The organism is Pseudomonas sichuanensis (assembly GCF_024749065.1).
GTDB classification, from domain to species: domain Bacteria; phylum Pseudomonadota; class Gammaproteobacteria; order Pseudomonadales; family Pseudomonadaceae; genus Aquipseudomonas; species Aquipseudomonas sichuanensis.
On record NZ_CP087185.1, the window covers coordinates 1,590,422 to 1,602,866 of the forward strand.

At 55.3% G+C, this 12,445-nt stretch carries 10 protein-coding genes; 8 read left to right on the forward strand and 2 right to left on the reverse strand.

Translation table 11 applies throughout. From position 1 onward, the window contains the following. Nucleotides 1–69 precede the first annotated feature (69 nt). The gene (locus LOY51_RS07375; RefSeq protein WP_258645471.1) at nt 70–1,500 is read left to right on the forward strand and encodes an MBL fold metallo-hydrolase; all 1,431 of its coding nucleotides are present in this window, start codon (nt 70–72) and stop codon (nt 1,498–1,500) included. A gap of 130 nt (nt 1,501–1,630) precedes the next feature. On the opposite strand, the gene LOY51_RS07380 is transcribed toward LOY51_RS07375, so the two are convergent. Beyond that, nucleotides 1,631–3,658 carry an aminotransferase class III-fold pyridoxal phosphate-dependent enzyme gene (locus LOY51_RS07380; RefSeq protein ID WP_258645472.1) on the reverse strand — a complete coding sequence of 676 codons (2,028 nt, stop codon included), beginning with the start codon at nt 3,656–3,658 and terminating at the stop codon, nt 1,631–1,633. Further along, entirely contained in the window at nt 3,655–4,542 is an 888-nt protein-coding gene (locus LOY51_RS07385; protein ID WP_258645474.1) for an aldo/keto reductase, read from the reverse strand. Before LOY51_RS07385 ends, LOY51_RS07380 begins: the two co-directional genes overlap by 4 nt. 776 nt (nt 4,543–5,318) lie before the next feature. On the opposite strand from LOY51_RS07385, the gene wbpA reads away from it, so the two are divergent. From wbpA to pseC, 7 genes are all read left to right on the forward strand, one after another. Then, nucleotides 5,319–6,629: a UDP-N-acetyl-D-glucosamine 6-dehydrogenase gene (gene wbpA, locus LOY51_RS07390; protein ID WP_258645476.1), complete on the forward strand. Its 1,311-nt coding sequence runs from the start codon at nt 5,319–5,321 to the stop codon at nt 6,627–6,629. A 17-nt stretch (nt 6,630–6,646) separates the two neighbouring features. After that, nucleotides 6,647–7,594 (forward strand): Gfo/Idh/MocA family oxidoreductase, encoded by a 948-nt coding sequence (locus tag LOY51_RS07395; protein ID WP_258645478.1) that lies wholly within the window; start codon nt 6,647–6,649, stop codon nt 7,592–7,594. Between the two features lie 2 nt (nt 7,595–7,596). Next, nucleotides 7,597–8,184 (forward strand): acyltransferase, encoded by a 588-nt coding sequence (locus LOY51_RS07400; protein ID WP_258646605.1) that lies wholly within the window; start codon nt 7,597–7,599, stop codon nt 8,182–8,184. Between the two features lie 84 nt (nt 8,185–8,268). Next, nucleotides 8,269–9,378 (forward strand): DegT/DnrJ/EryC1/StrS family aminotransferase, encoded by a 1,110-nt coding sequence (locus tag LOY51_RS07405; RefSeq protein WP_258645480.1) that lies wholly within the window; start codon nt 8,269–8,271, stop codon nt 9,376–9,378. Then, nucleotides 9,375–10,652, forward strand: a complete 1,278-nt coding sequence (locus LOY51_RS07410; protein ID WP_258645482.1) for a lipopolysaccharide biosynthesis protein — start codon at nt 9,375–9,377, stop codon at nt 10,650–10,652. The genes LOY51_RS07405 and LOY51_RS07410 overlap by 4 nt, the downstream gene beginning before the upstream one ends. Continuing rightward, nucleotides 10,646–11,203 (forward strand): acyltransferase, encoded by a 558-nt coding sequence (locus LOY51_RS07415; protein ID WP_258645483.1) that lies wholly within the window; start codon nt 10,646–10,648, stop codon nt 11,201–11,203. Before LOY51_RS07410 ends, LOY51_RS07415 begins: the two co-directional genes overlap by 7 nt. Then, nucleotides 11,200–12,339, forward strand: coding sequence for a UDP-4-amino-4,6-dideoxy-N-acetyl-beta-L-altrosamine transaminase (gene pseC / locus LOY51_RS07420; protein ID WP_258645485.1), 1,140 nt, complete (start codon nt 11,200–11,202; stop codon nt 12,337–12,339). Before LOY51_RS07415 ends, pseC begins: the two co-directional genes overlap by 4 nt. Nucleotides 12,340–12,445 lie beyond the last annotated feature (106 nt).

The window sequence follows — 12,445 nt, forward strand, 5'->3', positions numbered from 1 at the left end:
TCTTTGTCGCGGGTTGAAGGGATGGGTTAATGGATCACCTCTTCCCAGCCTGCCGAAGGACTCAGCAGAATGCACTTTCCCTCGATTTCCCATCATGGCGGTACCCGCGGGGTAACCGGCTCCTGTCATCAGCTTCATCTCGATCCTGTCACCAGCCTGCTGATTGATTGCGGGCTGGAGCAAGGGTTGGAGGTCGCGCCTGGGGTGCCTAACGCCACGCTCGGCTTCGATGTCTCCGGCATCCAGGCCTTGATCGTCACCCATGTCCATCTTGATCACGTTGGGCGCATACCTGCCCTTTTTGCTGCAGGCTTTCGTGGCCCCATCTTTTGTAGTGAGCCATCGGCCAGGTTGTTGCCGATCGTCCTGGAGGACGCGTACAGGCTTGGGGTCAGCAATGAGCCAAAGCAGGTGGCTCGGTACGTGGCATTCCTGGAGCAGCATATTGTCCCGGTGCCGTTCGAGTGCTGGCATGTGCTCGTCGAGCGTCCGGCGCTGCGTTGCAGTATCCGGCTTCAGCGGGCAGGGCATCTGCTTGGCTCGGCGTATATCGAGTGCGAGGTGGAACTGGATGGCAGCAGTACTCGAGTGGTCTTCTCGGGTGATCTAGGAACCTGCGGCAATCCATTGTTGCGCCCGTTGCTGCCACCCGAGCGCGCTGATGTGCTGGTGTTGGAAAGCACCTATGGCGATCGCCTGCATCCGGATCGCAGTGGGCGGCGTCAGCAGTTGGAGGCGGCTATTGACCGTGCCTTGATTGATCAGGGCACGATCCTGATCCCTGCTTTCAGTCTTGGCAGGACTCAGGAGTTGCTCTATGAGCTGGAGGATCTGCTCCATCACAAGAATCTGTTGAACAAGCCGGCCGGCGAGGTCGCTGGTGACTTCCCTGACTGGGCCCGTCTGCCTGTGGTTCTCGACTCTCCGCAGGCTCAGCGGGTTACCCGTGTGTACAGGGAGTTGCATCAATTCTGGCGTTCCGAGGCCAGGGAGCGCTTGGTTCAGGGGCGTGATCCGTTGGGGTTTCGCCAGCTCATTACGGTCGACTCCCATGCCCGGCATCAACAGGTCGTCAACTACCTCAAGAGTACCGGTCGCCCGGCTATCGTGATCGCGGGTAATGGCATGTGCTCGGGTGGGCGGATTGTCAATTACCTCAAGGCCATGCTCGGGGATGCGCGCCATGAGGTCATGTTCGTCGGGTTTCAGGCCAAAGGTACGCCAGGGGCGGTAATCCAAGCCAGCGAGGGGGCTGAGGGCTTCGTGTCGATCGATCTGGATGGGCGGTTGTACGAAATTCGCGCCAAGGTAATGACTTTGGCCGGGTACTCCGGGCATGCGGATCAGGGGGAGCTGGTGCGGTTTGCCATGGGGGGCTTGGTGCCGTCAAGGCGGGTTGTGCTTGTGCATGGAGAAGTAGGGGCCAAGAAGGCGTTGGCTCGACTCTTGGTTGCGCGCTACGCAGAATTGGGGGGCGAGGTGAGTGTTACATTAACTTGATTTTGAGGTTGTTTGCTCTCTGGTCAGCCCTGGCGGGCGCATCTGGCTATCTTGCCGGGGCTGCCGGAGAGTTCTCGGTGGTATGGAAGATCACCATTCTTCGATTGCTCGTCGAAGGTGATCTTGCAGGTCAGTTAAGGCGCTTGAAACCGCCGTGGCATACCGGCCCTTGCAGCAGTGCATCCACTGATCTGCCTTCCTCGCATTCTTTGATCAGATGGAAGATCGGGTCGAGCGCTTCGAAATAGCCGGCTATCAGCTCGGGGGTGTGCTCGGTGGAGACGTAAACAGCATTGCTTGCCAGATAGCCCTTTTGCAGCATTTCCTGAGTGATCAGGGTCTTGTAGTGCAGTGCCTTCTCGCTGTTGAAGCTGAAACCGGTCAGTGCGGGTAAACCCCAGTGGCTGATTGACAGTTCATGTTTGTCGGCGAGTTTTTGCCAGCCGGCGCGAATATCGAGTCCGCTGCGTGTAATGGTCTCCCAGGACTTTACCCGCTCCATGATCTCCAGTGTTTTCAAGGCTGCTGCTGGGCCAATTCGCTCGGTCCAGAAAGTGCTGCTAATAAAGGTGTTCTGGGCGGCTTCCATGACCTCGCGACGACCAATAGTGGCGGTAATCGCGTAACCATTGCCCAAGGCCTTGCCGAACATGGCCATGTCGGGTTCTACACCGTAGTTCTTGTGCAGTCCGCCAAAGGACTCTCGGAAGCCGGAGGTGCACTCGTCAAATATCAGTACGATGCCGCGGTCGGTGGCCAGCTTGCGGACTTTGTGCAGGAAATTATCTTCCGGCCCCATGTTACGAACCACTTCCATTTTGATGACGCCGATGTCGTGGGTGTTGACCAGCGTCTCAAGCTCGGAGAAGTTATTGTAATTGAAGGGGAACACTGTGCCGCGCAGGTTGCCCGGAACACCATTGGGTTCGAGGCCAGGGAGCAGGTGTCCGGCGAGGTTCTCCTCGCTGCCAAGATTTGCGGAGAGGTACCAGTCGTGCCAGCCATGGTAGCCGCAGACGGCGACTTTATCCTTGCCGGAGGCTGCACGTGCAATTCGAATTGCGATGGCATTCGCTTCGCCGCCCGAGCGCGCGAAGCGAACCATATCCGCCCAGGGATGCAGTTCGACGAGTTTTTCGGCGAGATAGACTTCCTCGGGGCAGTTGAAGGTGGACATGTTGCCATTGTCGATGACACTGCGGACGGCATCGTCAACCTCGGGGTGGCCATAGCCAAGGCTGTTGGTACCGACACCCATGATGCACATATCGATGAACTTGTTGTTGTCGAGGTCCCAGACCTCGCACCCTTTCGCCTTGCTGAAATAGGCGGGCCATTGCTCGGGCAGGAACATCTCAGCGCGCTTCGAGAGAAGCATGTTGCCGCCTGGAATAACCTGCTTGGCGCGTTTCCAAAGCTTTTGACCGGTACTCATTGCCGCTCCTTGATTTCGAATGAGTGCTGCATTCGCGGTAAAGGTCTCCGGCTGTCTGTTCTGGAGTTCCAGAATCTCAAGCCAGCCGAAATGGATGTCAGGGGAGAAATGCTCAAATACGTTGGTAACGACCTTCAGGTCCGCCGGCTCGTCGACGGTCCAGCGCAGTGCTGAAAGGTCGGTCGAATGCTGCATGGCGGCACGTCGGTAGCCTTGTGCCTCCCGGAGATAGGGGGTCACATGCTCGTGGTCGAAAAGGTTGTCGGTCTCACGGCCTGCCCGCTCCAGTGCGGCAGTGGTGAATACTTCGATGTCCAGGCCGTCGGGAAAGGTGGGGGGGGATACATTGCTATAGTAGTCGACGTTGGCTTCGCGGAAGTTGCGAATTGCAGTGTCGACCAAGGTTGGGTCGACAAGTGGGCAATCACCTGTGATGCGCACGATAACGTCTGCTTTGCAGGTGTGTGCTGCGAGCAAATACCGGGAAAGCACGTCATTCTCGCTCCCGGTCACGCAGATATATCCAAGCCCGCGCACCATTTCCACCAGCGGCTGATTGCGCGGGTCTACGGAGCTGGCAACGACAATTTCATCCAGTTCCTCGGCACGAGAAAGGCGGGAGAGAAGAAGTTCGATCATGGGTGTGCCATTGATCTTCTTGATGACCTTCTCGGGGAGGCGTGTAGAGCCGAGTCGGGCTTGAACTATCGCAACCGTTTTCATAGGCGGCTCCATAGGGAGGGATTCAGTAGCTCAATGTCTGAGCAGCTCACGGAGTGGGGGGGTATATCGCACAGGTTTGACGGCATCTGGGTGATCTGTCGCAAGTGTTGTTCATTGTCCACTCCGACTATCACTCGATTGATCTGAGGATACGACAGGGCGAAGTGTAGGCAGGCTTCCAGCGGGGTCTGTCCAGTTTGCTCGAGCCAAAGATCCCAGGCTTTCCAGATCGGCGCCCAGCGTGAGAACTTTGTGGGTCGCGACTGTGATGGCATGAGCAGTAGCCCTTGCATGAAAATGGAGCGAACGTGAATTTCAGTCCCCCGCTCATGCAGTCTGTCCATCCAGCCCGACTCTGCCAGTCGGCGATCCACTGGATTGAAAGGGGCTTGGACCAGGTCGAACGTCATGCGATTTTCAAATGCTTGCAGCTCGCAGGGGCTGTATACCGAGATACCAATCTTTTCGACAAGGCCTTCATCTCGAACAGCCAGAAGTGCTTGGTGCAGCGCTTCTCCATTATGGCTCAGAAGCTGTTCTGGGCGGTGCAGCAGCAGGCCGCGCAGGCGAGGGATGCCGAGGCGCTTCAGGGAGCTCTTACACTGTGATCTTACCCAATCCTGCACATCTACTATGCCCTCTGGCATTTCAGGTAGTTTGCTGATCACATTGAAGCCTGCAAGGGGGAGGCTGCCCAGTACCGACTCGCTATCGCCGTAGGCTATCGCCGTGTCGAGGGTGTCGATACCGGATTCGCGCGCTGTCTGCAGCACGCGCCCGGCTTCTTCGGTGTGGATTTTGCCTGCCTGGTTGGCAATGCCGTAGGCAAGTCCGAACTGAACGGTGCCTAGTGCAACTCTGTTTGTTGGGTGAGGGTTACTCATTTCTGGTGCCTCTAGAGAAGCTGTGCGGCTGTGCATGAGATATTGAATCTTTTGGGTTGGCTGGGCTCGTCTGGCGGCCGAGAATGATCGGTATTTGCATGGCCTCGATCGTGCGCCCCTGTCGTTGGTGCGAATGAGGTGGATTCAAGAGGGGCAGGCCCAGCGTTGCAGGAGGGGAGTTCCATTTTCAGTCAAAAGTGGCGCCTGGTTTCGCATGGCGGGCACGAGTAGGGTGATCCTTTGCCTTGAGCTGGCCGTGGTGCGCGTTTACAAGCAGCAAGGTCAGGTATGGTCGACCGCTCTTCGCCTGTTTCGGCTTATGTGATCGTACTTCTGCTGTTTTTCGCACAAGCTCTGAAAATGGCTGGCCTTGGGTGCTGGGATTTCACCACAAAAGCGTTGCCCGGGACAGCTCATTTTCCACCTGCCGCACCCGGCGACAGGGGGCACGGAACATGGGGGTTGATCTCGCCCATTGCCTCTTGTGCTCGTTCGCTTTTCTAAAGCTATCTGCCAAGGAAAAGGGCATAATACTCATTTTTCGATTTGTTGGTGGTCGGGCGTCCGGTCGGTCTGGCTTGTGATGTTTGTGCCTGATTGGGCGTGCGATGCGTGTTTTGTTCTGCGCGTATCGACCCGGCTGCCGAACAGCAGGTAGGCGTGGTGCTGTCGAAAGCCGTTCGGTGTGCACCGTGTAGTGGCATTGGCAGAGGGTGATGTGGCCCGGGAATGCCAATGATCATATTCTTTTGGTTACAGGCGGGGAGGTTCAGAAGATGTCTGTCAAGCAGGGCAGTGTTGCCAAGTTCAATAGCCGGGAAGCGTTGATAGGGATCGTTGGGTTGGGGTATGTCGGCCTGCCGCTGATGTTGCGCTACAACGCCATTGGTTATCGTGTCTTGGGTATCGATATCGATGCTTCGAAAACTGCCCGTCTGAATGCGGGGGAAAGTTATATTGAACACATTTCTGCGGACAGTATTCGTGCTGCCCGTGAGAGTGGCTTCGAGGCGACTTGTGATTTTTCTCGTGTGGCCGAGTGTGATGCGCTGATTTTGTGTGTGCCCACGCCATTGAATAAGTATCGCGAACCTGACATGAGTTTCGTGATCAAGACAACCGAAGCGATAAAGCCTTATCTGCGCAAGGGACAGGTGGTTTCGCTGGAAAGCACCACCTACCCAGGTACGACCGAAGAGGTATTGCTGCCGCGTGTCGAGGAAAATGGTCTTAAAGTAGGGATGGATCTTTTCCTGGTCTATTCGCCTGAGCGCGAGGATCCGGGCAATCTGAGTTTTGAAACGCGCACCATCCCAAAGGTGATTGGCGGGCATACGCCTGACTGCCTGGAAGTGGGTGTGGCGCTGTATGAGCAGGCCATCGACCGCTTGGTCAAGGTCAGCTCAACGAAGGCGGCGGAAATGACCAAGCTGCTCGAGAATATTCACCGGGCGGTGAACATCGGTCTGGTCAATGAAATGAAGATCGTCGCTGACCGTATGGGGATCGATATTTTCGAGGTGGTTGACGCTGCGGCCACCAAGCCATTTGGTTTCTCCGCTTACTATCCTGGCCCAGGCTTGGGCGGGCACTGCATTCCAATTGATCCATTCTACCTGACTTGGAAAGCGCGAGAGTTTGGCTTGCATACGCGCTTTATCGAGCTGTCCGGCGAAGTTAATCAGGCAATGCCCGAATATGTGGTCAGCAAGTTGATGGACGGGCTGAATGATAGGGGTATGGCGCTGAAAGGTAGCAAGGTATTAGTGCTGGGTATCGCCTACAAGAAGAATGTCGACGATATGCGCGAGTCTCCCTCGGTTGAGATTATGGAGCTGCTTGAGGCTAAAGGCTGCCTGATTCAGTATAGTGATCCGCATGTGCCTGTGTTTCCTGTCATGCGTGAGCACCACTTCGATCTTTCCAGTCAGGTGATCACCGCTGAAAATCTGGCCTCTTACGACGCTGTGATCATAGCAACCGATCATGATCGATTTGACTACGATCTGATTCGTGAGCATGCTGCTTTGATTGTTGATAGTCGCGGCAAGTACCGGGCGCCTGAAGCGCATATTATCAAGGCTTAAGTGCGGGAGTTGTGCATTTGAAACGTTTTGCTCTTATTGGTGCTGCTGGCTATATCGCTCCTCGGCACATGCGCGCTATCAAGGATACTGGTAATGAGCTGGTGTTGGCGTATGATATAAATGACTCGGTTGGCATTATTGATAGCCTGTCTCCGCAAAGTGAGTTTTTTACTGAGTTTGAACGTTTTATCGAGCGTGGTTGGCAGTTAAAGCGGGAAAAGTCTGCCGCGCTGGATTATGTTTCGGTGTGTTCGCCGAACTATTTGCATCACGCGCACATTGCTGCCGGTTTGCGGCTTGATAGCGACGTAATATGCGAGAAGCCATTGGTGCCAACTCCAGAGGTTCTGGACGAGCTCGCGCTGGTGGAGCGTGAGACCGGTAGGCGAGTCTACAATATTCTGCAGTTGCGGCACCATCAGGCTATATTGGACCTAAAGGACAAGGTGGTGCGTCTGGCCAGGGATGGGAAGTATGATGTTGAACTGACCTATATTACTTCGCGCGGTAAGTGGTATATGGAAAGTTGGAAGGGGGATCCGCGTAAGTCGTATGGCGTGGCCACCAACATTGGTGTGCACTTCTTCGATATGTTGCATTTCATTTTTGGCAAGCTCCAGCGTAACGTTGTGCATTTTTCTGATGCATGCAAGGCTGCCGGCTACCTTGAGTACGAAAATGCTCGAGTTCGTTGGTTCCTGTCGATCGATGCCCTGGATCTGCCTGACTCGGTCAAGGGAAAGAAGCCTACATATCGCTCCATTACCGTTGATGGTGTCGAAATGGAGTTCTCCGAGGGCTTCACTGATCTGCATACGGTCAGTTACCAGGAAATCCTCGCTGGCCGGGGTTATGGAATCGAGGATGCGCGGCACTGCGTGGAAACCGTTAGTGTCATACGTTCGGCAGCGCCCGTGGTGCCGCGAAATGATGAAGGCCACCCGTTGCTTGAATCGCTGGCATGAATATGAACTATCAGGTCCATGCTTCGGCGATCATTGACGAAGGCGCGCAGATTGGTGAGGGATCGCGTGTATGGCATTTCGTACATATTTGCGCGGGGGCTCGCATCGGCAAAGGGGTGTCGCTTGGGCAGAACGTATTTGTCGGCAACAGGGTTGTGATCGGTGATCACTGCAAGATCCAGAATAATGTCTCGGTCTATGACAATGTCACGCTCGAGGAGGGGGTTTTCTGTGGTCCTAGCATGGTGTTTACCAATGTATACAATCCCCGTTCTTTGATCGAGCGCAAGAACGAATACCGTGACACTTTGGTGCGGAGGGGGGCAACATTGGGAGCCAACTGCACCGTGGTTTGTGGTGTCACTATCGGTGAGTTTGCCTTCATTGGTGCCGGTGCCGTCGTCAACAAGGATGTGCCGGCCTTTGCCTTGATGGTTGGCGTTCCGGCGCGCCAGATTGGCTGGATGAGCGAATTTGGCGAGCAGTTACCGTTGCCGGTTTCCGGTCGGGGTGCGGTCTATTGTGATCACGAGCGGGTTCGCTATGTGCTGGATGGCAAGGGGTTGCACAAAGAGCCAGTCGGCGCTTAGTCCTGTCGCTTGTTTGTGGTGCGGTGGCGTGATTAGGTGCTGTGACAAATATTTCGAAGGCAATCTGCTAATAGTGAAGTGAATATGGAATTTATTGATCTCAAAACTCAGTATCGCGATCTCAAGAGCTCTATCAATGCGCGTATCGAGCGCGTGCTGGAACATGGTCAGTATATCATGGGGCCAGAAGTAGCAGAGCTCGAAACACGACTTGCTGAGTATGTTGGGGTCAAGCACTGTATTAGTGCCAGTAGCGGTACTTGTACTTTGTTGATAGCTATGATGGCGTTGGGTATTGGGCGAGGCGATGAAGTCATTACGACTCCGTTCACCTTCATTTCAACAGGTGAAATGATTGCTCTACTGGGGGCGACGCCCGTTTTCGTTGATGTTGACTCTCGCACCGGCAATATAGATCCCGCGAAGATCGAGGCGGTAATTACGCCTCGAACACGCGCAATCATGCCGGTTAGCCTATATGGGCAGTGTCCGGACTTTGATGTGATCAACGCAATTGCCGCGCAATATGGGCTGCCGGTGATAGAAGATGCAGCCCAGTCCTTCGGGGCAGCCTACAAAGGGCGCCGCTCGTGTGCGCTGAGCACTATCGGCTCAACCAGTTTCTTCCCTTCCAAGCCCTTGGGTGCTTATGGTGACGGCGGTGCCTTGTTCACTGATGATGATCAGTTGGCCAAGGCCATGCGCGAGATCCGTGTTCATGGCCAGGATCGACGTTATCACCATCCTCGCATCGGGCTTAATGGACGCCTTGATACCCTTCAGGCCGCTGTCCTGCTCGCCAAGCTGGAGCGTTTCGATTGGGAGGTCGAGCGTCGCATTCAGGTGGCTAACCACTATGACAACCTGATTAGTGCTGCCTGTCCGGATGTCATGACTCCTTGCATCATTTCGGGTGCTACTAGCGTATTCGCGCAGTACACATTACAGGTTGATCTACGGGATGAGCTGTCGCGAGCGCTCAATGAGTCTGGTGTGCCCACCGCAGTGCACTACCCGGTGCCGCTGCATCTTCAGCCTGCATTCAGTCAGCTCAACCAGGGGGTTGGTACCTTCCCGGTCGCCGAGGCCTGGGCTCGGCGAGTCTTGAGCTTGCCCATGGGGCCGGATATCACCGAGGCGCAGCAATCGTTTGTAGTCGATGCCTTACGCCAAGCGCTGCGAAGCATCGCATGACGGCATTGAAGCGGCTGGTGAGTTCGACAGCAACTTATATGTTGGCGAATATCATTAATAGCGCCATTCCATTCCTTTTGCTTCCTGTTCTTACCCGAGTGCTCGCCCCTGCGGAATATGGGATGGTGACGATGTTCACCACGCTCGTGAGTGTGCTTTGCGCATTTACCGGGTTGAGCGTGCATGGAGCGGTAAGCGTGCGCTATTTCGACGGCGCCACGGATCACCCCCGATTTGTAGGTGCATGCCTCGCGTTGCTGGCTGTGAGTACTGCTGTGGTGTTGTTCTTCGTCTGGTTGATGGCTGGACCTATCGCGGCTTCGACCGAGATTCCCGAAGGTTGGTTGCTGGTGGCGGTGCTGGTCTCTGCGGCGCAGGCAATTATTCAGGTGCGGCTGGTCATTTGGCAGGTTCGCAATGAAGCGGTGCGCTACGGTGTGTTCCAGATCCTCCAGACTACCCTGAATCTGTCGCTTTCCCTGGTGTTGATTTTGCTTTTGGGGATGGGCTGGGAGGGCAGGGTGTACGGTGTCGCTGTGGTAGTATCCGTCTTTGCGGGTATGGCGTTGATAGGGTTGCAGCATCGCCGGTTGGTGCGTTGGAGCCTGGAACTCGAGTATTTTCGAGCAGCCCTGCGTTTTGGTGTGCCGCTAATCCCACACGCGGTAGGTGCCTTGCTGATAGCGATGAGTGATCGTTTCATCATTACTCATCTATTGGGTATCGGCGTAACCGGTGCCTATGCGGTGGGGGTGCAGATGGGCATGGTGATCGGTTTGCTGGCGGATGCTTTCGTCAAGGCATTCGGCCCCCACCTGTTCAGGGAGTTGAAAAATCGCGATGCTTCCTCTGATCTGCGTGTGGTGTGGCAATGTGCGGTTGTATTCGTCGGGTTTCTGGTTCTCGCGCTTGGCTACGTCGTATGCCTGCCTTACGTCTACCCTTTTATCGTTGGCGAGCAGTACGAAGGGTCTTTGCAGATCGCTCAACTAATCGGTTTTGGTAACGCCTTCATGGGCATGTACTACGTGGTGGCGGGTTTTCTGTTCTTTTTTGAGCGCACATTGCTCTTGGCAAAACTGACGCTGGCGGTAGGCGCCACAGGGGGACTGCTGACCTATGCGTTGGTAGCACGCTATGGAGTGATCGGGGCCGCCTGGGCCTATGTTATGGTTCAGTTGGTGTTCTTCCTGGGGGCCTGGTGGCTGGCACAGAAGGTTTACCCCTTGCCGTGGCGTGCTCTGCTGAAAAAGCGAGAGGATACAGTATGTTGAAAGGCGCGAACCGCTTGTTGGCGCGCGGGCTGCTGGTCTGCAGTGCCCTCTACTGGAAGGTCATATATGCTTCGCAGCGCGAAAAGTACGATGTTGCGCCGGGCTTCCGTTTCAACGGGAAGCATATTCTTCTTTACGGTGAGGGGGTAATTTCACTGGGGGACAACAGCTACATCGGTGATTACTCCACGGTGCATGCCTCGCTGGGTAACAGTGTTACAGTTGGTGTGGGTTGTCATATTTCATCGAATGTGCGGATCTTCACTGAGTCGGTGAAACCGGACAGTGACTTCCGGCTGAAACCGGTGCCGTCCAAGAGTGCCGATGTGGTAATCGGTGATGCGTGTTGGATTGGTGCGAATGTGCTCATCAATCCGGGCGTATCAATCGGTGCAAACAGTGTGGTGGGGGCTAACAGCGTAGTGACGCGCGATATACCCGGAGATGAAATCTGGGGTGGTGTACCGGCAAAATTCATCAGGAAGAAACGGCAACAAGATGTCGATCTGCCTTCCAGCCTTGGCAAAACACATGTGATGCAGGATTTATGATTCCTTACGGTCGACAAAATATAAGTGGTGATGATATTGCAGCCGTTATCGACGTGCTGCACTCGGAATGGCTTACCCAAGGGCCAGGTATCGCCAGCTTCGAGCAAGCCCTGGCTGCTGCCTGCAAGGCAAAGCACGCAATCGCTGTCAGCAATGCTACCGGTGCACTGCATATTGCTTGTCTGGCGTTGGGGGTCGGGCAGGGCGATGTGGTTTGGACCAGTCCGAATACCTTCGTGGCGAGTGCAAACTGTGCTCGTTATTGTGGTGCAGACGTTGATTTTGTCGATATCGATCCCCAGACGCTTAATATCTGTGTCAAGCAGTTGGCTGATAAGTTGGAGCATGCCCGCACGGCTGGCCGCCTGCCGAAAGTCGTAATACCTGTGCATTTCTCTGGCCGTAGCTGTGACATGGAAGCTATTGCTGCGTTGGGCAAGAAATACGGCTTCCGGATTATTGAGGACGCGTCGCACGCGGTCGGGGCTGAGCACTTGGGAATGCCCGTTGGTGCCTGCCAGTTTAGTGATATCGCCATATTCAGCTTTCACCCGGTGAAGATCATCACCACAGGTGAGGGTGGCATGTTGATGACTAACGACACCGCGCTGGCGAAGCGACTGGGGCGGCTGCGTACGCACGGTATCGCGCAGAGTGCCGAGGAATTGTTGAGTCCACTGGTCGGGCCCTGGGAATATCAGCAGGTAGAGCTCGGCTTCAACTACCGCATGACCAACCTGCAGGCTGCATTGGGTTTGAGTCAGCTCAAGCGCTTGCCTGAGTTTATTGCGCGGCGTCGCCAACTGGCGCGGCAGTATCATGAGCTGCTGGCTGATCTGCCCATCGTTCGTCCGCTGCCAAGTGATGAGTCAGCGTGGCATTTGTACGCCATCCGTGTGCCAGCGGACCGTCGGCTGGAAGTATTCACCAAATTGCGTGAAGCGCAAGTATGGGTGCAGGTGCATTATATGCCAGTACATACGCAAGCGTACTATCGCAACCTGGGGTTTGGGCCTGGAGACTTCCCGGAGGCCGAGGATTATTTTTCCAAGGCGTTTAGCCTGCCTCTTTATTATGGCTTGACCGACGAAGAGCAGCTTAGCGTTGTCGCTTTACTTCGCAGCTACCTGGCATAAGTCAGGATTGCTCCGTCTGGGCCTTGTTGTGGTATTCCGGGCTCGAGTACCAGGCAAGCACGCACTACTCAAGCGGTGTGCGCTTGCCTTCAGGGGTAGAGATGGT